Source organism: Rhodonellum sp. (assembly GCF_030656585.1).
In the GTDB taxonomy this organism is placed as follows: Bacteria; Bacteroidota; Bacteroidia; order Cytophagales; family Cyclobacteriaceae; genus Rhodonellum; species Rhodonellum psychrophilum.
The window spans coordinates 1-26,012 of the sequence record NZ_JAUSPP010000083.1; the positions used below are offsets into that span (position 1 = coordinate 1).

Annotated in this window: 21 protein-coding genes; 13 read left to right on the forward strand and 8 right to left on the reverse strand. The window is 40.1% G+C overall.

The features are described 5' to 3' along the window. On the forward strand, nucleotides 1-1,687 hold a 1,687-nt coding region (locus Q7J63_RS20545), incomplete at its 5' end, for an OmpA family protein (protein ID WP_304888886.1). A gap of 467 nt (nucleotides 1,688-2,154) precedes the next feature. Here Q7J63_RS20545 and Q7J63_RS20550 read toward each other — a convergent pair. Further along, complete coding sequence (locus Q7J63_RS20550; RefSeq protein WP_304888888.1) at nucleotides 2,155-3,408, reverse strand: multidrug effflux MFS transporter; 1,254 nt, start codon at nucleotides 3,406-3,408, stop codon at nucleotides 2,155-2,157. 167 nt (nucleotides 3,409-3,575) lie between these two features. Here Q7J63_RS20550 and Q7J63_RS20555 point away from each other — a divergent pair, with 167 nt between their 5' ends. The 5 genes from Q7J63_RS20555 (at nucleotide 3,576) to Q7J63_RS20575 (ending at nucleotide 10,283) form a co-directional block, all read left to right on the forward strand. After that, entirely contained in the window at nucleotides 3,576-4,091 is a 516-nt protein-coding gene (locus Q7J63_RS20555; RefSeq protein ID WP_304888890.1) for a thioesterase family protein, read from the forward strand. A 374-nt stretch (nucleotides 4,092-4,465) separates the two neighbouring features. Beyond that, the gene (locus Q7J63_RS20560; protein ID WP_304888892.1) at nucleotides 4,466-5,059 is read left to right on the forward strand and encodes a DUF3244 domain-containing protein; all 594 of its coding nucleotides are present in this window, start codon (nucleotides 4,466-4,468) and stop codon (nucleotides 5,057-5,059) included. 504 nt (nucleotides 5,060-5,563) lie between these two features. Continuing rightward, a complete protein-coding gene (locus Q7J63_RS20565; RefSeq protein WP_019600352.1) occupies nucleotides 5,564-6,721 on the forward strand; it encodes an acyl-CoA dehydrogenase family protein in 1,158 nt (385 codons plus the stop codon). A 136-nt stretch (nucleotides 6,722-6,857) separates the two neighbouring features. Continuing rightward, on the forward strand, nucleotides 6,858-8,546 hold the full coding sequence (locus Q7J63_RS20570; protein ID WP_304888894.1) for an AMP-binding protein: 1,689 nt from the start codon (nucleotides 6,858-6,860) through the stop codon (nucleotides 8,544-8,546). Between the two features lie 138 nt (nucleotides 8,547-8,684). Next, a complete protein-coding gene (locus Q7J63_RS20575) occupies nucleotides 8,685-10,283 on the forward strand; it encodes a GMC family oxidoreductase (protein ID WP_304888896.1) in 1,599 nt (532 codons plus the stop codon). Nucleotides 10,284-10,486: 203 nt separating this feature from the next. Here Q7J63_RS20575 and Q7J63_RS20580 read toward each other — a convergent pair whose 3' ends face one another. The 3 genes from Q7J63_RS20580 to Q7J63_RS20590 all read right to left on the reverse strand — a co-directional run bounded on the left by Q7J63_RS20580 (nucleotide 10,487) and on the right by Q7J63_RS20590 (nucleotide 12,251). After that, nucleotides 10,487-11,083, reverse strand: coding sequence for a fasciclin domain-containing protein (locus tag Q7J63_RS20580; protein WP_081625042.1), 597 nt, complete (start codon nucleotides 11,081-11,083; stop codon nucleotides 10,487-10,489). A 327-nt stretch (nucleotides 11,084-11,410) separates the two neighbouring features. Next, nucleotides 11,411-11,821, reverse strand: coding sequence for a nuclear transport factor 2 family protein (locus tag Q7J63_RS20585; RefSeq protein ID WP_304888898.1), 411 nt, complete (start codon nucleotides 11,819-11,821; stop codon nucleotides 11,411-11,413). Next, nucleotides 11,814-12,251: a DUF6526 family protein gene (locus tag Q7J63_RS20590; protein ID WP_019600346.1), complete on the reverse strand. Its 438-nt coding sequence runs from the start codon at nucleotides 12,249-12,251 to the stop codon at nucleotides 11,814-11,816. The genes Q7J63_RS20585 and Q7J63_RS20590 overlap by 8 nt, the downstream gene beginning before the upstream one ends. A 282-nt stretch (nucleotides 12,252-12,533) precedes the next feature. Between Q7J63_RS20590 and Q7J63_RS20595 the strand changes: the two genes are divergently transcribed. After that, entirely contained in the window at nucleotides 12,534-12,956 is a 423-nt protein-coding gene (locus Q7J63_RS20595) for a hypothetical protein (RefSeq protein WP_019600344.1), read from the forward strand. A 96-nt stretch (nucleotides 12,957-13,052) separates the two neighbouring features. Here Q7J63_RS20595 and trpS read toward each other — a convergent pair whose 3' ends face one another. Next, nucleotides 13,053-14,024: a tryptophan--tRNA ligase gene (gene trpS / locus Q7J63_RS20600; RefSeq protein WP_019600343.1), complete on the reverse strand. Its 972-nt coding sequence runs from the start codon at nucleotides 14,022-14,024 to the stop codon at nucleotides 13,053-13,055. Between the two features lie 71 nt (nucleotides 14,025-14,095). Between trpS and Q7J63_RS20605 the strand changes: the two genes are divergently transcribed. Together Q7J63_RS20605 and Q7J63_RS20610 are read left to right on the forward strand one after the other, a co-directional pair. Then, nucleotides 14,096-15,190 (forward strand): DUF1573 domain-containing protein, encoded by a 1,095-nt coding sequence (locus Q7J63_RS20605; RefSeq protein WP_019600342.1) that lies wholly within the window; start codon nucleotides 14,096-14,098, stop codon nucleotides 15,188-15,190. Between the two features lie 132 nt (nucleotides 15,191-15,322). Then, entirely contained in the window at nucleotides 15,323-15,580 is a 258-nt protein-coding gene (locus Q7J63_RS20610; RefSeq protein ID WP_019600341.1) for a YtxH domain-containing protein, read from the forward strand. A gap of 335 nt (nucleotides 15,581-15,915) precedes the next feature. Here Q7J63_RS20610 and Q7J63_RS20615 read toward each other — a convergent pair whose 3' ends face one another. Continuing rightward, a complete protein-coding gene (locus Q7J63_RS20615) occupies nucleotides 15,916-17,124 on the reverse strand; it encodes an acyl-CoA dehydrogenase family protein (protein ID WP_026333885.1) in 1,209 nt (402 codons plus the stop codon). 117 nt (nucleotides 17,125-17,241) lie between these two features. Between Q7J63_RS20615 and Q7J63_RS20620 the strand changes: the two genes are divergently transcribed. Next, entirely contained in the window at nucleotides 17,242-18,210 is a 969-nt protein-coding gene (locus Q7J63_RS20620; RefSeq protein WP_019600339.1) for a tryptophan 2,3-dioxygenase family protein, read from the forward strand. A gap of 162 nt (nucleotides 18,211-18,372) precedes the next feature. After that, nucleotides 18,373-19,956 carry an NAD(P)/FAD-dependent oxidoreductase gene (locus tag Q7J63_RS20625; protein WP_304888903.1) on the forward strand — a complete coding sequence of 528 codons (1,584 nt, stop codon included), beginning with the start codon at nucleotides 18,373-18,375 and terminating at the stop codon, nucleotides 19,954-19,956. Between the two features lie 7 nt (nucleotides 19,957-19,963). On the opposite strand, the gene Q7J63_RS20630 is transcribed toward Q7J63_RS20625, so the two are convergent. Together Q7J63_RS20630 and Q7J63_RS20635 are read right to left on the reverse strand one after the other, a co-directional pair. Beyond that, nucleotides 19,964-21,175 carry a Gfo/Idh/MocA family protein gene (locus Q7J63_RS20630; protein WP_026333884.1) on the reverse strand — a complete coding sequence of 404 codons (1,212 nt, stop codon included), beginning with the start codon at nucleotides 21,173-21,175 and terminating at the stop codon, nucleotides 19,964-19,966. 106 nt (nucleotides 21,176-21,281) lie between these two features. Then, nucleotides 21,282-22,658, reverse strand: a complete 1,377-nt coding sequence (locus Q7J63_RS20635) for a hypothetical protein (RefSeq protein ID WP_304888905.1) — start codon at nucleotides 22,656-22,658, stop codon at nucleotides 21,282-21,284. Between the two features lie 81 nt (nucleotides 22,659-22,739). Here Q7J63_RS20635 and Q7J63_RS20640 point away from each other — a divergent pair, with 81 nt between their 5' ends. After that, entirely contained in the window at nucleotides 22,740-24,122 is a 1,383-nt protein-coding gene (locus tag Q7J63_RS20640) for an exonuclease domain-containing protein (protein WP_304888907.1), read from the forward strand. Between the two features lie 362 nt (nucleotides 24,123-24,484). Beyond that, the coding region (locus Q7J63_RS20645; RefSeq protein WP_304888909.1) for a DUF4394 domain-containing protein at nucleotides 24,485-26,012 on the forward strand (1,528 nt) is incomplete at its 3' end.

Genomic DNA, 26,012 nt, shown 5'->3' on the forward strand with positions numbered 1-26,012 from the left:
TAAATTTATTTCCTTTAAAGCAAGTGGGTTCTTCCTGCTTGCTTTTTCACTTTTTTCCAATGGGCATGCCCAGCAAATTGAGCCTCTTAAAGTATTGAATTCCCCATATGATGAGCAGCATCCTGTTTTTTCCCTCCAGGATGAATTGTTTTTTAGCGTTGGTTTTCATCCCCAAAATATCGGAGGTCCAACGGATTCGGGTGATATCTGGATGGGGAAAAAAAATGAATCCGGCCAATGGGAAAAACCCATTAGAATAAACGGCCTTTCAACCGGGGGAAATGATGTAGTCGTTGGTTTTACCGATGCCTTGAGCATCTTGGTTTACCACCATGGAAATGGTAAAAAGCAGGGCATTCACCAATATTCTCGATTCGGAAGTTCTTGGAATTACGTGAGGCAGTTGGACATGGGCAACTTCAAGAATTCAGGATCCCATTTTAGTGGAAGGCTGAGCAAGTCTGGCGAGGTGATGGTGATGTCTATGGCATCTTTTGGATCCTATGGTAACGAGGATATTTATGTAAGCATCAAGCTATCCGATAACAAGTGGTCTTCTCCGGTAAATCTTGGCCCCAAGATCAATACCCAAAACCAGGAAATGACGCCTTACCTTTCCGAGGATGGACAAACCCTTTATTTTTCCTCCAACTCATCTGAAAAAAATCGAGGACGAGACATTTATTATTCCCACAGAATTGGGGAAGGTTGGGACAATTGGGCAGCCCCTAAACCGCTTGTTTTGGCAAACTCCAAAGGTTCAGAAATGGGGTACACGAAAATGGCTTCGGATGATAAAATGGCAGTGTTCACTTCCACCCAAAACAGTGCAGGTTTTGGTGATCTCATGGTCATCAATTTTGAGGAATTTGAAAAGCCTGCAGCATTGGCCGAAATATTCCCTGAGGTAAAAACTGTTGTCACGCAAGAGGAAATAGTTGAAGAAAAGATCATTGAGAAAATTGTTGAAGCAGAACCAGACAGTGTTTTGAATAACGTGACTTTGGGGAAGGTGGTGGAGACAAAAGCTTTAGTCATCGAAAAAAATCCCTCAACAAAATTGGATTCCATTAGTATTCCCGAAAAACCTATCACCAAAATGGGGATTATAAAAATATTGGATATCAATACTTTGGAACAAATTGATTATAGTATTACTTTAATCAATGTAAGGGGTTTGAAAAAAGTACTAATGAAGCAAGATGAAATCCGGGAATGGATGGAAGATGCCTCTTGGAACAATGTTTTGGTGACGAGCAAAGGCTATCTTCCGCAGGAATTTGAAATGGCCGAATGGAAAATGTTGAGCGATGAACCAGTATTGATGCGTCCCGCAAAACCTGGGGTAAATATTGTCTTGGATAACATTCAGTTCAATAGAGGAACTTCTGAATTTGCAGATGCCAAATCTATTCAGATATTGGACAATCTTGTCGAATTTCTTGTCGAGAATCCAGAGATCAAAATCAGATTGGAGGGACACACTGACAGTGCCGGAGACCCAATGTTGAACAAGGAATTATCGCTCAGTAGGGCTTCGAAAATCCGAGGTTACTTTACTCTTCATGGTGTCAATTTTGAAAGAGTAAGAGTATCGGGCTGGGGAGGAACGCGCCCGGTAGCAAGCAACGAAACAGAGGAGGGACGAATGCGCAATAGGCGAGTTGAGATGCTTATCGAAAAATAAATTGAAATCTTTGAGAAAAACCCGATTGTAGATTAAAAATCTACAATCGGGTTTTTCTTTTTCCCGCAATTTCTATCCCATTTTTATTATTGGCAAAGCCTCAACCCGAAATATGCATGCCATTTCCTTATAAGGGTAGAAACCGTAAGAAAATCAGAGATAGTACCAATTTGATGAAGTGAAAAATAGTTAACCATCAACTGGTTATGAACCATTTTTAGGCTAGAGTTGAATGGGGAATGCATAAAACGGGTCAATGCCCGAGAAAAAACGGGTTAAACCCGAAATATGCATTCCGATTCCTAATAAGGGTTGAAACCGCAAGAAAATCAAACTGTTCGGAGAATAAGGCGCATTACCGATAGGGTATAATCAAAAGTAGAAGTCAACTGGCTGATTGTCAATAAATTTGAAGTTGGAGTATAAATATCAATACATAACACGGGTTCAATTAGGCTTATCCAATATCAAGCAGACACCGAAGATTCTCGATTGATAAAATCTTCCTCCAATATATTTTGGGGTATCTTTTGGTCCACGAATAAAACAAGAAAGCCACCAACGGCACAAAGTGTCATCATGAGTACCATGGGAAATGCAGTACCTGTATGAAAAATACTGACGGCTGCTGAAACCAATCCACCAATCGCCATACGCATACTACCAAGCATCGCTGATGCGCTCCCCGCATTTTTCAAAAAGGGTTCAAGGGAAAGTGCGGCTGCATTTGGAGAGTTCAAACCATGCCCTGTCAAAAACACAAACATCAATAGAATAAGAGGTACGACGGTAAACCATTCGTTCCAAACGCCAACCAAGATAATCAATCCGATGACGGTCTGATAGCCCATAGAAACAATGATGATCTGTTGGCTTGAATATTTTCTGAGTAAAATATGATTCAATTGCGTAGAGCCGATGATGGCGAATGCGAGAAAGGCAAAAAGCCATCCATATTCTTCCTCAGAAAGTCCATAATTGTTCATAAATACATCTGCGGACCCTGCGATATATGCAAATGGAGCCGCTCCTGCGATGCCACCGGCAAGCATGTACACCAAAAACTTGCGATTTTGCAATACTGAAATGTAGTTTTTTACCACTTTATCAGGGCGAAGGGAAATGGCTGGATCAGGAAGTGCACCTTTAGGCAAGAAAAAAACTGTTGCGATAAAGATTACTGTGGCTATGATTGCCAAAATGATGAATACCAAATGCCAATTGAAATGTGAAGTCACATAACCTCCAACCGTTGGAGCCACCATCGGAGAAATCGCGATCACCAAAGTCAAAAGGGAAAGGACCTGCGCTGTCTTATTGATGGGGAAAATATCCCTTACAATTGCCTGCGCCGCTACCATTCCCACACATCCACCAATTGCTTGAATGAAACGCATCAATATCAAGTTTTCGACGGATTGGCTGAGGGCGCATCCAAGAGAAGCGAGGATGTAAATAACCAAACCATAAAACAAGGGTTTTTTTCTTCCATACTTGTCCAATAGAGGTCCGTAAAAGAGTTGTCCAATGGCAATTCCAATCAAGTAGCCGGTTAGAGACAACTGAACATTGGATATGGAGGTATTGAGGTCTCTGGCAATGGCCGGAAAACCAGGGAGGTACATGTCAATTGAAAAGGGGCTAATGGTACATAAAGCACCCAAAATCAAAACGACTGAAAAATATTGTTTTTTATTGACTTGTTTTTCTGAAATATGCATGGAATATTGGCAACTGTAATTTTACCAAACATCTTTCATTGTTAATGAGTTCGAAATAAATCCTTCATTTCTTTGCAAATAATTGAATGAATGAATCTTGATTTTGGTTTTCTTACAAATTGGAAGGGTTTACCTAATCTTATACTTTAAGTTTAAAATAAATAAGTATGTTTGAATACAATCCAGAGAAGCATTATCCAAGTCAAACGGAAAGCAGGACAGTCATCCGCTTTCAGGATTGTGACCCTCTTCAGCATCTCAACAATGCAAAATATTTCGACTATTTCTTCAATGCAAGAGAGGATCAAGTACCAAAGCTCTATGGAGTGGAAATGATGGATTTTATCAGAAAATACAAAGCTTCTTGGGTAATCTACAACCACAACATTTCTTATGTAAAACCTGCAAAAGTAGGGGAGTGGGTAAGAATCATGAGCAGGATTCTATGGTTCAATCAAAATACAGTAGTCTTGGAATATTACATGACAGATGATTCGGAAAAGGAATTGAAGACGCTGCTTTGGACCACGATGCGCTATGTGAGTATCGCCGATGGCAAGTCCACTGATCATACAGGATCAATCTTGGATTTTCTTAAGGCTACCTCTGAAAATGTTGATATCAAAGACATGTTGATTACAGAGCGGGTTAAATTTCTAAAAGGAAAACTTTCAGAAAAGTAAATACTTCAGATTCCTTGCCCGAAACAGAACAGAACCTGTACATTAGCGAACAGGTTCTGTTTTTAATTCATTTGAAATCAATTTATTACAAAATTTATTTTTATATTATTTCAATTTTTTCTCTGCTTTAACGCAACCTTTTTTAAAGGAGTAGAATCTCTTTTTTTAATCAAAAATTGTTCGGAATCGGAGCAAATTCTTGTCCGCATGTATCACTATGAATCAGTTCTTTGAGATTCAAAAATTGAATTTAAATCTCAAAAAAAGAAATTTTGAATTATTTGGGTATTCAAAGCAGATCGTAATAACTCAAATATTTTTTCTGGTACAAATCCTGAATAAGGACCAAGTATCAAACTAAAACACAGAAAATCATGAAAACCCTACTTACACTCGCTCTCGCTTTTAGCCTAGGAGCTACAAGCTTGGCAAACGCAGCAAACGAAAATATCACAGCATTGTCCTCTGTGAATGCAAAAAACAACAAGGTAGTCGTCCACTTAAAACAAGGGCTGGGAAAAGTTAGATTGGCAATTCTCGATCCAAAAGGCAAACAGCTACATCTGCAAACGATCAGGGTCAAAAAAAATTATGTAAATGTTCCCTATGACCTCTCGGCACTCCCAATTGGAGAGTATCAAGTGTACATAGAAAGCAATCTGAATGAAAAGGGTGCTGAAGAAAACCTCGTTTACAGAGTAGAAACTACCAAGCAACCCATCGCTTTGCCCTTAATGGCCTATGGCAAAAGTTTAGACGATAGTACAATACGATTGGCAGTGATAGGTTTGGAAATTCCAGGGGTAACAGTGGAAATCATAGACGGCCAAGGAAAAAAGGTGTTTAAGGAGGAAATAGCCCAACCTGAGGGTTTTACAAAAATCTATCACCTAGACAATTTAACCACGAAAGACATCCATCTGAGAGTGACTGACGCAAAAGGCAGAACCAAAACACTCTATTTCTAAGTACTTTTGAGTTAATCTTTTGGTTCCAAAAAAGTCCCATCCAATCTGGAGAGGACTTTTTTTGCTTTGGTTCAATAGAAAGAAGTTTAACCCAATTTCTGAGACATCGAAAAAGCAACGTAAAGCAGCTAACTTGATTAATTTAGATGGAAATATGCATTCTGTTTCCTAATAGGGAATGAAATAGCAAGAAAATCAGACCATTTGAAGAAAAAGGTGTAGTACCTATAGGATGAAGTAAAAGCTATAAACAAAGACTGATTATAAAGCTATTTCAGTAAAGAGTCGAATTGGGAATGGATCACACGAATTTAAATAATAACCTTCCTATGAGTGTCCAAGTTATAATAGAAGATACTTAAGATATTTTCCAGATTATTCATCTCTTCGAAACCAAATGTAAATTGGTATTTGTGTAAGTAATTAGGAAATCGAAAGTATAAATGATTTTATTTTCGTAGTTTTCCCATTAAAATTCTGTAAAGGATATAAACCCATTTTGAAATGTACGGATTGCCAAGAACGATATTCACTGAGGAGCATGATTTGTTTCGTGACTCGATAAAAGATTTTATTGCCCAGGAAATTTCCCCAAACAACGCCCAATGGGAGAAAAACAAAATGGTTTCCCGTGAATCTTGGAAAAAATTGGGTGACAATGGGTTTTTATGCATTCAGGCACCCGAAAAATTTGGGGGATTGAACATACAGGATTTTCGCTACAATGCGATTTTTATAGAGGAATTGGGACTAAGCGGTTGTTCTGGACCAGCCATCGGTTATCCATTACACAGCGACATCGTTTTTCCGTATATCCTACATTACGGAACGGAAGAAGCCAAAACCAAATATGTACCTGGAATGGTTTCCGGGGATTTGATTTCAGCCGTGGCCATGACGGAACCTGGAGCTGGAAGTGACCTTCAAAACATCCGATCCACTGCCGAAGAAATGGAAGATCATTTCCTTATCAACGGTTCCAAAACCTTCATCACCAACGGTTATCTCTCAGATATCGTCGTGGTTGCTGCCAAAACTGATCCAACCAAGGGTGCAAAAGGAATCAGCTTGTTTTTAATTGACAAAGACATGCCCGGATTTTCAAAAGGAATTCCCTTCGAAAAAGTTGGACTGCATGCACAGGACACCTGTGAGCTCTTTTTTGAGGACGTAAAAGTACCAAAGCACAATCTTCTTGGCAAAATCGGAATGGGATTCAACTATCTCATGACGGAATTGGCGCAAGAAAGATTGATAGTGGCTTTATCGGCATTGGCATTGGCAGAGTCCACTTTTCAAACCACAGTGGATTACGTCAAAAACAGACCCGCATTTGGGAAAATGGTTTCTGATTTTCAAAATACAAGGTTTAAACTCGCAGAAATGGCAGCAAAGTTGGAGCAAGCCAGAATCTACTGCGATCAGTTGGTGGTGCTTCATAACGACAAAAAAGTGGATCCAGCCATGGCCTCCGCTGCCAAGTATACCATGACAGAGTTGCAATGTGATGTTGCTGACGAATGTGTCCAACTACATGGAGGCTATGGGTACATGTGGGAATATGCAGTGGCTCGAGCCTATGCAGATGCACGTGTTCAAAAAATCTATGCGGGGACCAATGAGATCATGAAGGAATTGATTGCTAGAAAAATCCTCAAATAATTAGGTTGAAAATTACTTCCGGCCACTTTTCTTTTTAGGAAAGTGGCTTTCTTTTTTTGTACAAACCATTATTATTTTATATTTAGTGGTTATTAAAAGAATCGAAAATTTGTTAACCCAAAATACAACCCCATTTATGCAAGACTCCCCGTGGTTCAAGTTTTATCCAAAGTCTGTGGAGAAAGAAGTAGATGTGACTGCTTACAGTTCCATCGTAGATCTTTTTGAAGAAAGTATCAAAAAATTTGGAGACTCCATTGCCTATGAATGTATGGGCAAAACATTGACCTATAAAGAGGTGGATAAATTGTCTGAAAATTTTGCTTCCTATTTACAAAATGATCTTAAACTAAAAAAAGGGGATAGAGTAGCCATTCAATTGCCCAACTGCATTCTATATCCAGTGGTATTGTTTGGGACACTAAGGGCGGGAATGGTAGTTGTCAATACGAATCCACTTTACACCTCAAGTGAAATGAAGCACCAATTCAATGATTCTGGTGCAGAGGTAATTGTTATCTTGGCAAATTTCGCAAGCAATCTGGAGAAAATCAGAAATGAGGTAACCGCCAGGCATGTAATCGTCACTGAATTGGGTGACCTATTGGGTGGACTGAAGGGTACGATTGTAAATCTGGTCGTAAAACATGTTAAAAAAATGGTTCCTGCCTTTAATTTGCCTGATGCCATTTCTTTCCGTGTTGCTCTGGCAAAGGGCAAGAAAAACAAATCCAAAAAAGAAACAGTGGTGCTTTCTGATGCCGCATTCCTACAATATACTGGAGGAACCACGGGTATTTCAAAGGGAGCAGAGCTCACCCATGGCAACATGGTGGCCAATATGCAACAAATCTCAGCTTGGATGAAACCAAAACTGATCGAAAAAGAGGAGTTGGTGGTGACTGCTCTTCCACTTTACCATATTTTTGCGTTGACAGTCAATTGCCTGGCCATGATGAAAATAGGTGCGCACAATCTTCTTATCACTAATCCAAGAGATATGCCGGCCTTCATCAAGGAATTGAGTAAGCACAATTTCTCGGTTTTCACCGGGGTGAACACACTTTTCAATGGGTTACTCAATCAAGAGGCCTTTCACAAATTGGATTTCAGTTCTCTTAAGATCGCAGTAGGTGGTGGTATGGCCGTTCAGGTGGCAACCTCTGGGAAGTGGCTAAAGGTGACAGGAACCCCTATTGCCGAAGGATATGGTTTGACCGAAACTTCACCTGTGGCAACTTGCAATCCAATCGATGGTACAGAGAGAAATGGGACCATCGGCGTCCCGCTTCCCAATACAGATGTTAAAGTGATCGATGATGATGGGAATGAATTGCCTTTTGGCACGAGAGGCGAACTGTGTATCAAAGGTCCACAAGTAATGAAGGGCTATTGGAACAGACCCGATGAGACCGAAAAGGTGATGGAGGGGGAATGGTTGAAGACAGGAGATATCGCAGTCATCAATGAAGATGGTTTTGTCCAAATCGTTGATAGAAAAAAGGAGATGATTTTGGTTTCCGGTTTTAATGTTTATCCAAATGAAGTGGAAAATGAGATCGCTTCACATCCCAAGGTTTTGGAAGTTGGTGTCATCGGAATGCCCGATGAGAGATCCACAGAAAAAGTGATTGCCTACGTGGTTCCCAAGGATAAATCAATTACTGCTGCCGAAATCATTGCCTATTCAAAAGAAAATCTAACGAACTATAAAGTGCCTCGTGAAGTCTATTTTGTGGATGAATTGCCGAAAACAAATGTGGGGAAAATCCTAAGAAGGAAAATCAAGGAACTACATGAGTCGACCCTAAGTCAAGTGAATTAAAACAGAGTCAAATCAAGGTTTTTGTTCAGTCCGCATTTAGGACCAAATTTAGGTTGAAGACTTTATTTGTTTTGGGAAATTAACTTTTTCCAATTGATTGTGCTGCGGTTTGTTGTTCATCTTAATTGCTAAAGGTCAATGCTTTATGATTACATCATAATCGGTGCGGGTTCTTCCGGTTGCGTCATTGCGAATAGATTGTCTGAAAATCCCCAAAATCTGGTTCTGCTATTGGAGGCTGGGAAGCCGGATAAGAAACCAGAAATACATATTCCTGGTGCCTATACCCAGCTCAACAAGTCTGAGGTGGATTGGGCTTTTTGGACCGCACCCCAAACGGCCTTGAGTGGAAGAAAACTTTTCATCCCTCGAGGCAAAACGTTGGGAGGAAGCAGCAGTACGAATGCAATGGCCTATGTTAGAGGAAACAAGGCCGATTTTGATGAGTGGGAGGCTTTGGGAAATCCTGGATGGGGATTTAAGGATGTCTTGCCCTATTTTGTCAAATCGGAAAACAACGAGGACTTTGGAGGTATATTCCATGGCAAAAATGGACTATTAAATGTGTCTCATTCCAAACAACCCCATTCACTTGGCCAATTTTTTATAGAGGCATGTGCCCAAAATGGCATTCCCTTCAATCCTGATTATAACGGTGACGAGCAATTGGGAGCCTCCATGCTTCAGTTTAATATCAAAAACAACAGGAGACACAGTGCTGCTTCCGCTTTTTTGAAACCTGTCCTGCTCAGAAAGAATTTAATGGTCAGGACAGGTTGTCATGTTTCCAAAATTATTATCAAAGATGGAAAAGCAGAAGCTGTTTTAGTCCTCCTTGAAAATGGTCAAACAGAAGAAATTTACTGTTCAAAAGAAATAATTCTCAGTGCTGGGGCCATCCAGTCCCCCCAAATATTGATGTTGTCAGGAATAGGCAATCAGGAATACTTGAAAGATTTTGGAATCGACCCCATCCATCACTTACCAGGGGTGGGTCAGAATCTTCAGGACCACGTTTGGTCGCCGGTGAGTTCTTGGTCATCGGTCTTGACCAACAACGAAGTCACAAAACCATTTAACATGTTAAAAGCACTGATGCAATACTTGTTATTTAAAAGAGGTCCATTGGGAAATAGTCCACTCAATGCAAATGCATTCCTCAAATCTGACAATGCACTTGAACGACCTGATCTTCAGTTGCACTTTTTGCCTGCAGCCATCGCTGATGATTACAGTACGGATATTTATGACCTTAAAACCTACCCCAGGAAAAGTGGATTCAGCATCATGGTTATTCTTATACGTCCCCAAAGCAAAGGATTTATAGGCCTAAACTCAAATAAACCAACGGATCCACCTTTGATTCAACCAGATTTTTTTCGTTCCAAAGAGGATTTGGCAGTTCTTAAAAAAGGAATGTTAATGGCAAAAAAAATAATGGAGGTTTCCTCCCTTCAGCAATTCAACAAGGGGGAAATTTATCTACCAAATGACTTTTCAGATACCAATTTGGAAATCCATATCAAAAAGAGTTTGGAAACCCTATATCATCCTGTGGGGACCTGCAAAATGGGCAATGATCCGATGGCGGTGGTCAATGCGAGACTACAGGTCCAGGGCATTAAAAAATTGCGCGTTGTAGATGCTTCAATTATGCCAACGATCATTTCCGGAAACACCAATGCAGCCTGTATAATGATTGGAGAAAAAGCAGCTTCAATGATTTTGAATCCATAAGAATGTTGCTTTTTTATTTGGTCGGAATTCCTGAAATTTCCTTTTCGCTTGATATTCAAATATGGAATATAATTGAATTGCACATGATCAGCAATATAGGATGATGGAAAATTATATTATTCATTAAAAAAAAGCGAGAGGAGAAAAATCACCCCTCTCGCTTTATATTATTCTCTTTGCACTTATTGAGTACCTACAAAATTCTATTGCGGAATCATGACATTGTCAATGAAATGGGCCACACCATTAAGCGCTCTAAAATCGGTTCTAATGATATTGGCACTGTTGCCAAAAGCATCAAAAACCATCAATTGACCATTTACTGTTTTTACCGTTAATGAGGTTCCGGTGTTGTTGGGTAAACTTGCACTTTCAAGATCCTTTCCGAATACCATTTGGCCAGAGACTACATGGTTGGCGATGATTACCTGAAGGAATTCCATAGGAATCGCAGTACCAATATTTCCGAAATTTAAGCCATATTTTGAGAAGGCTTCATCTGTGGGCACAAAGGATGTAGCTTTGTCTCTTGCTGCCAAACTTAGAAAACCTGTAATATTTAGGGCACTTGTTAGCGTTTTAAATGCGGGAACAGCATTGCTGCTTCGTGCATTTAAAAAAGGATCTGCCTCGGCTTTGTAATTTTCCAAAAGCGTGATTAGATCTGTTTGGCTTTGCTCTGCTTCAATGGTCAATTGTGGCTCCTCCGTTAATGAGGTACAGCTGAATTGAAAGGCAACCAAAGCAGACATCATGAAGGACAAAATCAGTCTCTTCGGCATTGTGTTAAATTTTCTCATGGTTTCAAATGGATATTGGTGTAGTAAATTTTGCCTTAATATAGGTTAAAAATGCATTTCGTAAAATTAATACTTAAAAATATTATTCTGTAACACTAGATATTAAGTGAATACATATTTGTGAGATAGGATTTTGGGAACAAATCAGATTTATAGATTGAACTAAAAAAAAAATTGATTTTGTTTAAAAAAAGTAAAAAAGCAATATTTTATCTCTACTTCTATTTTAATTGTATTAATCGTATTTTTAATTATACCCTATACTTTTGGCTTATAACTGCCTTTGACCAAAGGTAAATAATCACAAAATAATTAGGGAAGAGAAGTCTATTTTTCAGTGATAAAGTAAACTTCGGCAATTTTATCTCCTTTTATTTTATAAATCGCGATCGCCTTCATTGGTTTCTCTCCCTTTTTCAAGGTTACTTCTTCATGATCGATGACAGTGTTTCCCATCACGATTCTGTTCACAAGATGACAATGCAAATCGGGTGTTCTTGAAAACATTCTACCATACAGATTTTTCATCTCTTCTTTCCCTTGGTAAAGTAACGTGTTTGGAAAATCAAAGACCATGACATCATCTGCATAAGGGCGTACAAAGGCATCTACATCCCGGTTGTTATACCCTTCCAATTGTTCATTTGCCAATTCTTCGGGCACACTTCCCTTAACCTCCTGCGCAATCGCATGAAATTGGATAAAAAAAACAATCAAAAGGAGAAAGTATCTATACACGGTACTTATCAACTTGCCAATTAGAGATAGATTCCTTTATGAATTTTGATTTTAGTTTTTCCTTGCTGGCTTTTTCCATCAAGGGTACCAATTCTTCATTTCCGGCAAACCTTAAAGCGATGATCTGTGAAAGCCTCAATTTTCTTTCCATTTCTGAAAAGGATTTTCCCGTAAGTTCAAAATACCTTTGCCTCATTTCCAGACGGATCAAACGGTCTTGATTTTTCAACGCATAGATTCTTGCCAAAAGGGGCAAGAGCACAAGGATTACCGCACCCAAAAGATGATAGCTTGCGGTCATCAGAGAAGTTCCATTTGAAAAAGCAGCTGCCAAATTAACGATTGTCCAAATCAAGTAAACCAATGTAAGTGGAGTAATTATAAAATGATGCAGCGGATAATACCTTGCATGATTGTTGAAATTCTGCATAGATTGTTTTTTAACTATATAGCCTGAAAGATACTCGAAATCATTTTAATGACCCAAAAACTATTTGGCAAATCGTATTTTTTTTATTTAAATATTTTTTTTGAAACTAAAAAAAGCAAGGATTTCCATTTTTCATTTCTTCATCTGTATAAATCTGTGTTTTCAAAAAAACAAGGATCATTTAGACAAGGATTATTTTTTTTCTCGGCGCTATGGATCGTTGTTTTTGGAATCCTTTTCCATATTCTATACCTTCGTAGCTTTAATTGAAAAAGTAAAACAATGGATTTAGACAAACTGGATAGAGACCTCACGGTCATTGTAGAGAAAAGAATTGAGCTGAGCAAAATTTCTTACGCAGATGCTAATTATGATGATTTGGAGGAAGAACTTCATGATCTTGAGGATGATTTCAATGAGGAATTTGGAGATGAACTTGAGTCTGAGTTGGAGAAGATTTACGCTAGGCTTAAATCAGACAATGAGGTTCTCCTTCCTTCAGCTTATTTGGCCAACTCCTATGTACCGATGCTTCCAGATGCTCGAGGAGTCGTCTCCTATGAGGTAAAGGGTAGGGAAGGAGTACCAATAGAATCGGAACAATTTGACAGACAGGATGTAAGGTTAATTATTATTCCCAATCCAACAAGGTTTGTCATGCAAATTAATGGCGTTTCTCTCAAGGACATTTGGAAATCCAGGTAAAAATAAAAGACTTAAAAATGGAGAAAGCGATGGGTTTTGGTTAACCTATCGCTTTCTCCATTTTCCCCTTTGGCCAACTAAAGGGTCCTAAAAACATTAGAAACCCAATTTTTCGCGAATCTTGCCTAGAAGTGCCATTGCAATTACCCTTGCTTTGGCTTCACCCTCGATTAGCTTGGCTTCAAGTTGGTCTGGTTCGTTCATATAAAAGTCAAAAAGCCTTCTTTCTTCTTTGTATTTAGTCAAAATCAGCTCTAAAAATTCTTTTTTGGCGTGGCCATAGCCAAAATTCCCGCCAAGATATTTTGACCGCAAATCGGCTACCTGATCGGGGTTGGCTATAAGGCTAAAGAGTTTGAAGACATTGCAAGTATCTGGGTTTTTTGGTTCCTCCAAAGGCGTACTGTCCGTGATGATCCTGTTGATGTTCTTTTTCAGCTCTTTTTCGGGCAAAAATATGTCGATGAAATTGTCATAACTTTTGCTCATTTTTTGTCCATCCGTTCCAGGGATAATCATCACCGATTCACTGATTCGCGCTTCTGGAAGGGTGAGAATATCTTCTTCCAACTTGTGGTTGAAAGAACTGGCAATATCCCTGGCCATCTCCAAATGCTGCAACTGATCTTTTCCAACTGGAACCAAATTTGCGCTATAAAGCAATATATCAGCAGCCATCAAAACAGGGTAAATAAACAATCCTGCATTTACATCCGAGAGTCTATCGGACTTGTCCTTGAAACTGTGGGCATTGGCCAACATGGGAAAAGGTGTAAAGCAACTCAAAAACCAAGTCAGTTCGGCAACTTCCGGAATCCTGGATTGTCTATAAAATACAGTCTTTGAAATGTCAAGCCCAAATGCCAGCCAGGCAGCGGCTACAGCCATTGTATTTTCCTTTCTTAAATCACCATCCTTTATGGAGGTGAGCGAATGCATATCCGCGATAAATATAAAAGATTCGTTGTTGTCCCTTTTTGTCAATTCGATTGCGGGAACGATTGCACCGAGGATATTTCCCAAATGTGGCCTTCCCGAACTCTGAATTCCTGTCAATACTCTTGCCATTACTCAAATTTTTGTGCCAAATTAAATAATTATGAGTACATATCGCTCCATTTTTCCCGTTATTTGGAGGTATGAAAAACGCCAACATTTTTCTGGGCTTGTTTTGTTTCGTGGGTTTAACACCTATACATATTGAAGCACAGATACTTGAAAGAAATCTCATTCAGTGGGAACAAAAAAAAATAAACATCGGTACCATCCTTGAAGAAAATGGTGAAGTTACCGCAGAGTTTAAAGGAATCAACCCTTCAGGACTACCCATTCTCATTACGGATGTCATTACAGATTGTGGCTGTACCACAGTGGAATTTACCCGCGATACTTTGGAAAAGGATTCAGCTTCCTTCATTAAAGTCAAATTTGACCCCACACACAGGGGCGGGGTGTTTTCCAAATTGGTGATCGTCAGAACCAATACAGACATTTATGGGGACACGCTTTTTTTGGAAGGGTTCAATCTGCCTCTTCCCGAAAACAATGAAATGGCCTACCAAAACAGGATGGGAAACATTGGGATGCGGTTACCCTCAGTAAATATGGGAATTGTTTTTACCAATGAACCGAAAGTCAAATACATTGAGTTGTTTAATTTTGGGAGGAACCCCATCCGGCTCGATAAGGAGCAATTGTTTTTGCCCGAATATCTGAAAGCAGAACAATTCCCGGATTCTATACCAGCCAATTCAAGAGGTCTTTTGAGACTTACTTATGATGGGACAATAAGAAATGATTTGGGTTTTTTTGAAGATGAGATCAACTTGTCTTTGATGCATGGGGAATCACCCATGGCTTTTAAACTGACAGCAACCCTTTATGAATATTTCCCGCCCTTGCCAAAAAGTCTTGAAAACACTGTTGCCAAATTGGGGATATCTGAGACCGACATCGATTTAAGGGGGATCAATTCCAATGAGGAAGTTTCCAGATTGATAACATTAAGCAATATGGGGCCGGAATTATTGGAAATCCGAAAAATTTCCACCAACTGTGAATGTGTGAAAATTGAATTGGATAAAGAAAATCTATCTCCCGGAGAAAAGGCGCAATTGCGTTTTACTTTTAATCCAAAAGGAAGGAAAGGTATTGACCATAAACACATTACCATTTTCAGCAATGATCCCCTAAATCCAGTCAGGACGATTGTAGTCAGAAGCTCGATCAAATAACATTTAGGAAATTTTGGCAGGTGCTTCGCACTGGTATGATTGTTGTTTGATTTACTTTGTAACAATTAATTTATATTTTAGTAAATTATATTCTTATATTATTTTATTTCTAACTCAAAAAAGAAAAAAACTATGAGTTCTACAAAATTTATTTTAGGCGCTTTAGTGGGTGCTGTAGTAGGTGTTCAAATTGGAATATTGGTCGCTCCTGACAAAGGAGAAAACACAAGAAAGAAAATCGGTAAAAAAGGAAACGAATACCTTGATGAGGTAAATGGCAAAGTCAATACTTTTCTTGATAGCTTGACCAAAAAAGTTTCTGACGTGAGTGAAGAAGTCGACAAATTGGCCAAAAGAGCAAAAGCCAAAACAGACGAGTTAGCGAAATAAGATCTTCGGTAAAAAAAGGAAAGGGGTTTAACCCCTTTTTTTTGTGCCTGTTTTTTTCCGTTTGATCCGTAAGTTTTTGAGGAGAGTTGAAATTGTAAGAAAATCAGACTTTTTGGAAACCAGGGCATAGCAATGATATCGGTTGTTTTCCCAATATCTGATTTACTAGCAGTTTCAACCCCAATAAGATATCTAATGCATATTTCGGGCTTAAAGAAATTGGAAAACAAAATTCATTTCAGCGTATAAAAAAAAATAGGCACTGAAGTAAGTTTACCCAGTGCCTTATTGAATGAACATGCTTTTCAGCAAAGTGAAATAAAAATATCTGATTTTTACTTAAACGCCGATATCCCTGTAATCTCATTTCCCAAAATCAACAAATGGATATCATGGGTACCTTCATATGTCACCACCGATTCCAAATTCATCATGTGCCGCATGATGGAATATTCTCCAGTGATGCCCATGCCGCCATGAATTTGCCTTGCCTCACGCGCTATGTCCAATGCCATCGCAACATTATTTCTTTTTGCCAATGAAATCTGTGCGGTAGTGGCTTTTCCTTCCTCCATCATCTTGCCGAGTTTCCAAACCAACAATTGCGCCTTCGTGATCTCGGTGAGCATTTCAGCCAATTTCTTTTGGATCAATTGGAAAGAGGCGATGGGCTTGTCAAACTGTATTCTTTCCATCGCATATCTTCTGGCAGAATCATAACAATCCATGGCCGCACCCAAAGTACCCCAGGCAATGCCATACCTTGCCGAATCCAAGCACATCAAAGGGGCTCCCAAGCCGGATTTGTTAGGTAAAATATTCTCCTTTGGCACCTTCACATTGTCAAAGACCAACTCCCCGGTGCAAGAGGCCCGCAAAGACCATTTGTTGTGCGTTTCGGGAGTTGAAAAACCTTCCATTCCACGCTCCACAATCAATCCATGGATCCTTCCAGACTCGTCTTTTGCCCATACCACGGCGATGTCAGCCTTTGGAGAGTTGGAAATCCACATCTTTGCTCCGTTCAAAAGGAAATGATCTCCCATATCCTTGAAGTTTGTGGTCATTCCACTTGGGTTAGAACCATGGTCAGGCTCAGTCAAGCCAAAGCAACCCAACATTTCACCGGATGCCAGTTTAGGCAAGTATTTTTCCCTTTGGGCTTCCGACCCGAATTTATAAATCGGATACATGACCAAGGAACCTTGGACGGAAGCCGTGGAACGCATTCCAGAATCACCCCTTTCTACTTCCTGCATGATCAGCCCATAGGAGATATAGTCCAAACCGCCACCGCCATAAGCTGAGGGGATTTGGGGCCCAAATGCGCCTACTTCTCCAAATTTCTTTACGATTTCATAAGGAAAATGTGCTTTTTGAGCCCAATCTTCAATGTAAGGACTAATTTCTCTCTTGACAAAGTCACGGATCGATGACCTGATCAGCAGGTGCTCCTCCGTCAACAAGTCATCTATACCATAAAAATCAACTCCTTCATAAAGGTCTTTTTTTAGGGATTTTTGAACAACAGCTCCTGTCTCCATATCTATTTTTGGTTTATTGCCGATTAAAACGGATTTTTGCACATTCAATTCGTTTCTAGCCTTGAAATAAATAAGAAGAAGGCTAAAAAACTACCATTTTCGGCAAAATATTTAAACATGAGCCCAGCGCAAACGCAAAAAGACATCCTGGATAAAATAGAACTCCTTCAGGAAAAATTCAAAGCTTCAGGGCAAGATCTATCTTCGTATTTGGAGGGCCTTTTGTATTCGGATTATCTGACCTATTGGGATTATATAAATTTGGATATTTTGCTCTCCTTACAGCAACCAAGAACTTCATTTAAAGATGAGAAAATATTCATTATCTATCATCAAATCACAGAGTTATATTTTAAACTCATCATCTGGGAATTGGAACAAATCGCAGAGATGAGCCCTTTGCCTGCAAAATTTTTCAAGGAACGCCTCGAAAGGGTAAATATGTATTTTGACCAATTGATCTCTTCTTTCGGCGTGATGTGGAAAGGAATGGAAAGAGAACAATTTCTTAAATTCAGAATGTCCTTGCTTCCCTCAAGCGGATTTCAAAGCGCCCAATATCGCGTCATTGAAATTCTGGCGACCCCTGCCAAAAACTTGATTTTTCTTGGCAAACGTGAAGAGTTAAAGGATGTCGAAGATGTTGAAACTCTTTTTAGCAATCTTTACTGGCAGCATGGCGCCGTGGAATTGGCAACAGGTGAAAAAACCTTGACGCTAAAAACCTTTGAAATCAAATACCAAAAAGACCTAGAGGAATTTATTCAGGACTATAAAACGAAAAATATCTGGAATAAATACAGCGATTGTACGGACAAGGATGAAGAGTTGAAAACTCTGATGAAAAATTTTGATTTGAAAGCCAATGTTTTTTGGCCATTGGCGCATTATAAGTCCGCAGTCCGCTATTTACAACGTGATCCTGTGGACATCGCCGCTACGGGTGGCACCAACTGGCAGAAATACTTGCCTCCAAGGTTCCAAAAAGTCATTTTCTATCCAGAGCTTTGGACAGATCAAGAAAAAGAGGAATGGGGAAAAGGTTGGGTAGTCAAAGAGGTTTTTGGCGATGGGAATCTGGATTGAGAAATTGAAATGATAGGAATAAATCAATTGGGAATATTCAATTGGTATCCTGGCAATGGGCAGGGCATCAAAATTTGAAACCCAATGTTTATCATGACCTATAAGCATACATGCGCCTCAAAATTTAACAGCATAAACCTTTAAGGATAAATACCTTACACGATGAAAAAAGAAATTATTTTACAATTGAGTCCTGAAGAAGCTTATGATGAAGCTAAATTCAGGGACACCGTTTTGAAAAAATTTGGATTGGCTCCCTCTGATCCCGAAATACTTGCCAGACAGGTGAAAAGGTCTATTGATGCAAGGGGAAGGCAGGTGAAAGTTAATGTCTCGGCAGAGGTTTTTGTCCACGAGGATTTTACCCCATTAATCACCTCAAATATCACCTACCAAAATGTCAGTAACGCTGAGCAAATCGTCATTGTGGGAGCAGGTCCCGCTGGGATGTTTGCCGCATTGCGTGCCATTGAACTGGGTGTAAAGCCTATTTTGATCGAAAGAGGAAAGGATGTACGGGGCCGAAGAAGAGATTTGGCAGCCATCAACAAGGACCATATCGTCAATCCGGAATCGAATTATTGTTTTGGAGAAGGGGGAGCAGGAACCTATTCTGATGGAAAATTATATACCCGTTCCAAAAAGCGCGGCGAGATCAAAAGGATTCTGGATATTTTTGTTTCCCATGGAGCCTCGGAAGAAATCTTGGTGGATGCACATCCCCATATTGGCACCAATAAACTTCCGAAAATTGTAACCGAATTGCGGGAAACCATTCTACGGGCTGGGGGAGAAGTTCTCTTCGAAACCAAGGTTGTTGATTTTTTGATTGAAAATGATGAAATAAAGGGAGTGATCACCGAATCAGGTCAGAAAATCATGGGCCTTGGGGTTATTTTGGCAACAGGTCATTCAGCAAGGGATATGTATCATTTGTTGCACGAAAAAAACATTCTGATAGAAGCCAAACCTTTCGCTTTGGGTGTAAGGATAGAACATTCCCAAAACCTTATCGACCGAATCCAATACCACTGCCAAATTGATAGGGGACCTTATTTGCCCGCATCCGCATATTCATTGGTCCATCAAACCGTATTTAAGGGGATACAAAGGGGTGTTTTTTCATTTTGTATGTGCCCTGGAGGTTTTATCGTCCCCTCAGCCACCTCTCCAGGAGAGCTGGTGGTGAATGGGATGAGCCCAAGCCGGAGGGACAGTAAATTCGCCAATTCTGGGGTGGTCGTAGCTGTGGAATTGGAAGATCTTCCTAAGCAGTATGAAAAATATGGGCCGTTGGCAGCGATGATGTTTCAAGCAGATGTTGAAAAAGCAGTTTGGCAAGCAGGCGGAGAAACCCAAACCGCGCCAGCCCAGCGGATGTTGGATTTTGTCGAAAGAAAAGTGAGTGCCGACCTTTTGGATACCTCTTATCAACCCGGACTTAAATCCGTGGATATGAATACTGTTTTGCCTGATTTTATTGCTTCCCGATTAAGGGATGCGTTTGTTGAATTTGGCAAAAAAATGAAAGGGTATCTCACCAATGAGGCCCAAATTATTGGCGTGGAAAGCAGAACGTCATCCCCGGTAAGGATTCCCAGAAACAAGGAGTCCTTCGAGCATCCACAAATCAAAAGACTGTTTCCTTCTGCGGAAGGGGCAGGCTACGCAGGTGGCATCGTCTCTGCGGCGATGGATGGAGAACGTTGTGCGGAGAAACTGATTGCGCAATACATCAAGAGTTGATAGATTCCTAAACCAAGTTGTATTCCGGCTTCCAGATTTGCTTGCTTCCTTCAAAGAGGGATTTGTTTGCCAAGGCTACGGCAATGGCTGTTCTTCCACCATTGGTGATGTTAGAGTGGGGCAAATCATTCTTTTGTAGGCATCTATGAAAATCTTCAAGGGCATAAAAAGACCCATCCTTCAATGGCCCATCTACTAAATTGATCCCTTTCTTATCCTCGGCCCACTCTAATTTTGTGGCACCAGAAACTCCATCGACTTGCTCAAGTTCCGCTCGCGTTTCTGGTTCTGGATAGAACATGCCTTCATTTGTCAAGAGGTTTACCATTCCTTTTGAGCCTTTGATTTTAAAGGAGTATCCTTCATGTTGATTGCCACAGGTGGCACCAAAATTACCAATCATACCTTCCTTCTCATAGCGGACAGCCACCTGGACATTGTCAAAAGTCTCTCGACCATCCCTAAAATAATCAATTCCTCCCGTACCATAAATATCGGTTGGCACGCAATCAAAAGCCCAGTGCACAAAATCCATCTGATGGGATAAAAGCTCGGCAACCAGTCCTCCGGAATATTCCTTGTACATTCTCCAGTTTATCTGTCGCTCCAGCGAAACATTGGGCACGGGTCTTCGCCAATTGTGGTTCCTATCCCATCGGGCATCGATTTGGGTTATTTTCCCGAGGTAACCTTTATCGATCATATTCTTCACCTTGAAATAAAGTGGAGAATACCGGTATTGATGTCCGATCTGAATGACCTGTTTTGGATATTTTTTCGAAAGGCCTGACAAGAGCAGCGTTTGGTCAACGGTAAAAGCCATTGATTTTTCCAAATAAAGATGTTTTCCCGCCTCCAAAACTGCTTTGGCATGATCAAAATGCAGGTACAAAGGAGTCGCTACCAAAACAATATCCAAGTTTTTGGCTTCCAAAAATTTTCTGGTATCACCAAAGTAGCCAATTTCATTTGTGCCATATCTTTTTTTTGCATTCTCCAATCTGAATGCAAGATTGTCACAAATGGCGGTCACTTTGAATTTATCGGGCATGCTGGCGAGGATATTGTGAAGTCCTGATCCCCTGTCCCCATAGCCCAATATCCCGATATTGAATGGGCCTTTTTTTGAATCTTGAAGAATACCAGAAACCAATGGGGTAGGGAGTGTGGCCGCAGCGGTGAGCAATGATCCAAACTTAATAAAATCGCGTCTTTGCAAGGGAAGTAGTGGTTAGGTGAATTGGGTTTTACTTGATAATTTAAGAAACATAATTATAAAAAGCATGAATTTGATGAAGTCAGGGCTTATTTTTTTATAAGCGGATTCATTCATGAGAAAGGATTTTTTCAACGGTATGTGTAAGGGCTTCTGATGAATTCAGGAATTTTTCTTCAAATCTGCTATATTCAAGAAGAGAAACACCTTTCTCTAATGCGATTTCTTTGAAATCATCCAGAGAAATACTTGCAAGTTCTGAACGTTTGACCAATTCGGATAGGATTTGAAAAGTAATGCTGTTGCCAAATTCCAATTCAAAGACCAAAAGGAGCAATGGCCCAAACACATACCTATAATCTTCATCTATTTCATCCCTTTTTTTGATTTTAGCCAAGGCTTTGTAATTTTTCCCACTGAGAAAATTTGCATACCCCTTGATGCGGTTTTGGTAAAATTCGGGCGAGAATTCCTCAACAGCCTTCAACGCCAGGTACTCAGCGGTGGATTCCAACCAAAACCAAGCTTGAGGACCAGAAAGGATTTTAGTGTCAAAATAATAATGTGCCAATTCATGGGCAAAAAAGGACAAATTGGAAGGTTCTAATTTCCCACCTCCATTGATTAGGGCATTGAAATCAACACCTGAATAGGCAAAAGTGGGGAAAATGGCAAAACCCCAAGTTTGGTCTGGTTTATAAGGCGTGACAGCTTTATGTGAAATCAAAAATATTTTTTCATTGTATGGAATTTGCATTTTTCCGGCAAAAAACAATTTGATCTTATCGATTTCCTTAAAAATCATGTTGGCTTTATCCTCTTCCAAATTCACATTCAGGATATAATTGCCTTTATTTTCCAAAACCGGAAATTCTCCGGCAAAAAGCATCGGTTGTCGAGGAACCGATGACTGAAAAACATGATCCCTTGCACCACTTGGCACATCTCCATTTATAAAAACCTGCGCACAATCCTCACAAATCACTTTGATCGAATAGCTGTAGGCATCCAATAATTTGTCTTTAGCGACATCATAAATCACTGGATACCATTTACTTTGCTCAGCAGCCCGAAGGGTTTTGCCATTGAAAGCAATCATTCCCTTATAATCAAAACTGTTGAGTAGGTCCTCATAAACAGGGAATGCTCCCCGATATTTGATGCTGAATTTTTTGGGCATTCGTTCGAGCTGCCTGTTTTCATCTATAAAAGTGTAGGCCAGCGCTTCGCCTCTCATGCGTCCATTGTAATAGCCACTGTAGGGAATCACTTGCTTTTCCGTGTTTTGGAAAAATTGAATATTCATTCCTTTGTTAAGAAGAATATTGTATGCCTCGATTTCGGGGACATTGGAGAGCTCAAAACTGCAATCGATCAGTCCTTCTTTCATCAAAATTCTAACTTCTCCCTCAAGATGAATTTGTGAAAATCCGACAATTGGAGTCAGAAAACCCAGAAATATGAGCAAAATTGAAGTAAATTTCATAAAATTGAAACGATAAGGGTCCTAATGATAGTTATAATTCATGAATCCTTCTATTTACTTTCATCATTTTAAAATCAAGAGATGCTATTTGCAATTGTGGACATAGAAACAACAGGCGGAAATCCTCTTCAGGGAGGAATTACAGAGATAGCTGCCCTTATCCATGATGGCAATCGTGTGATTGATACATTTCATACCCTTATCAATCCCCAGCAATTTATCCCTGGATTTATCACGGGATTGACCGGTATCGATCAGGAAATGGTGAAGGACTCACCCATTTTTGCGGAAATCGCTTCTGAATTCTTTGATTTTCTAAAGGATAAAATTTTTGTTGCCCACAATGTGAATTTCGACTACACCTTTATCAAAGAAGCTTTTAGAAAGGAGGGGTATGTCTATGATGTGCAGAAACTCTGCACGGTGAAGTTGAGCCGAAAGGCCTTTCCCGGTTATAAATCCTATAGTTTGGGAAGGCTGTGCGAGCATTTGAATATTCGGATTGAGAACCGACACCGTGCTATTGGTGACGCCCAGGCCACTGCAATTCTATTTGGAAAGATCCATGGACAAAATAGTGATGTAATCAGCCAATCGTTGAAGAAAAACAGCGGAGAACTGTTTTTACCTCCCAATATTTCAATAGAAAAATACTTAGAACTGCCGGAGAGCACAGGGGTCTATTATTTTCATGACGCGAAGGGAAAAGTGATTTATGTGGGCAAAGCACTTGATATTCGAAGCCGTTTCAAAGGCCATTTTTCGGGAACATCCAAGGACAAGGCCAAGATGGACCTCAAATATGAAATCCATGATATCAGCGTTGAAGTGACCGGAAGTGAGTTCTTGGCCTACCTCATTGAAATGCTAGAAATCAAAAGGTTATGGCCTAAATACAACAAGTCCCAAAAATTTAAATCCAGCAATTGGGGCTTGGTAAGCTATGAAGATGCGAGCGGATTTTTAAGGTTCCAGATATCCAAGGTGGCTTCGGCAATCAATACCGTTCAGCAATTTGATTCTCATTCGGAGGCTTGGAAATTTTTGATGGACAATGTAGAAACCTTTGAATTGTGTCCCAAACTCTCGGGAATGCAGAAAAGCAATGAAGCCTGTTTTGATCATAAGATCCAAAAATGCAAGGGAGCATGCTGTGGCAAGGAACAGCCAGACAGCTATAACGAACGTGTGCAATTGTTTCTGTCCACCATTGATGAATTATCTGGAAGTATTTTGATTCGGGAAAAAGGGAGAAATAAAGAAGAACAAGCCGCTATGTTTTTTGAAAATGGGCTTTTTTCTGGTTATGGTTTTATTTCCCATTCTGAAAGTATATCCAAATTGTCCGAAGTTTTTGATGTCTTGAAAAAAGTCAAGATGATCCCTGAGTCGAAATATATTTTGAAGAGTTTCTTGGGGAAAATTCCAATGAACAATATCATGGTCATCAAAGAAGGCTTTTGAGATCCAAGAGCTTACTTGATTTTCGAACTCAGATTTTCAGCTGGATTTCAATTTTTCAAAGTCCCTTATTGAACGCGCCTGAGATACAACCCGAAATATGCATTTGATTTCCAAACGGGGCTTGTAATTGCAAGAAAATCAGAATTTTGGCAGAACATATTCTATTATCGGTAGGATGAAGTCAAATGTAATAAACTGATTATGAAGCATCTTTTGACTAGAATTGAATTGGTATTGCATAAACCGGTTTGAATGGATTCTTCAGAGGTAATAAATATGGGTTGAATGAATTTAATTTTTTTCTGGTGATCCGAGTTTCTCCCTGACCTCGTATTTTCCTTAAACCAACAAATTTAATGCACATGAAAAAATCAAACCTCTTTTCAAAGGGACTTCTTTATTTTTCCCTTTTGGCAACGACAGGTACCATGATATCCTGTAATGACGAAAATAATCCGACCCCAGAAATGGATCAGCCGTCGATGGCTCCTGAAGCCATGTTCACCGCATTGACCAATGACAACAGGATCTCCACATTTGAAGCAAGGAATTTAGGGAATCCAATCACCACATTAAATATTACTGGGATAGCGGATGGTGAGAAGATTCTCAGCATCGACTACAGACCCGCCACTGGACAATTGTATGCTTTGGGATCCTCCAGTAGGCTTTACATCATCAACGAAAATTCCGGATTGGCGACACCTTTGGGTGCAGGCCCTTTTAGCCCCGGAATAATGGGAGAAAACGCAAGTTTGGATTTCAATCCAACTGTGGATAGAATTAGGCTCGTCACCGAATCCGGTCAAAATCTTCGCCTTCATCCCGAACTGGGAACTGTTGTGGCCACGGATGGCTCCATCAATGGAGGTTCTAATCCGAAAATCGGGGCTGTAGCCTATACCAACAGTATGGCTGGTGCCACAGCGACCGAATTGTTTGACATCGATTTTGAAGCGAACAAATTGTATGTGCAAGATCCACCTAACGCCGGAGGCTTAAGAGAAATTGGGAATTTAGGAATTGATTTTGCCGGTCAGGGAAATTTTGATATTTCTCCAAACAACAGCGTGGCCTTAGCGGTAACCCTGAATGAAGGGATGTCCAAGCTTTACACGATTAATCTGTTTTCAGGATCAGCCGATTGGGTCGGTAGTTTTAATTTGCCTGTAATGGGTATTGCCATCAAAACAAATCCTGTAGCGTTTGCAGCTACGGCAGATCAGATGCTGTATCGTTTTGACCCGACGAATCCGACGATGAACAGTGTTCCATTTGTTGGTTTGACAACAGGTGAAATGGTGATTGGATTGGATTTCAGACCGGTGAATGGCCAACTTTATGCAATCACGAACATGAGCAGGCTTTTGAGTGTGAATACGGCAAATGGACAAGTTGCTGAAATCGGAAGGGGCTTGAACCCAATGTTGGAAGGTACATCATTTGGTTTTGATTTCAATCCAACTGTGGATAGGATCAGATTGGTGAGCAATACAGGTCAAAATCTGAGATTGCATCCAGATCTTGGGACAGTAGTGGTTACAGATGGTAATCTGAACCCAGGTACTCCTTTCGTTAACGGTGCTGCTTACACGAATAGCTTTGCATCAGCTACCTCCACAGTACTCTTTGTAGTGGACAGTCAAACGAATATGCTTTACAGACAAGATCCACCAAACGATGGCGTCTTGGTACAAATCGGAAGCCTAGGTATTGATATTGAATCTGAGAATGGTTTTGACATCGGAGGTACTTCCAACAATGCCTTTGGACTGTTCAAAGTAGGTGGAACTACTGCAGTCTATGGTGTGAACTTGATGTCTGGTCAAGCCACTAAAGTTGCGGATTTCAACATCAATGCAACAGCAATGTCAGTTGGTTTGGGATTTT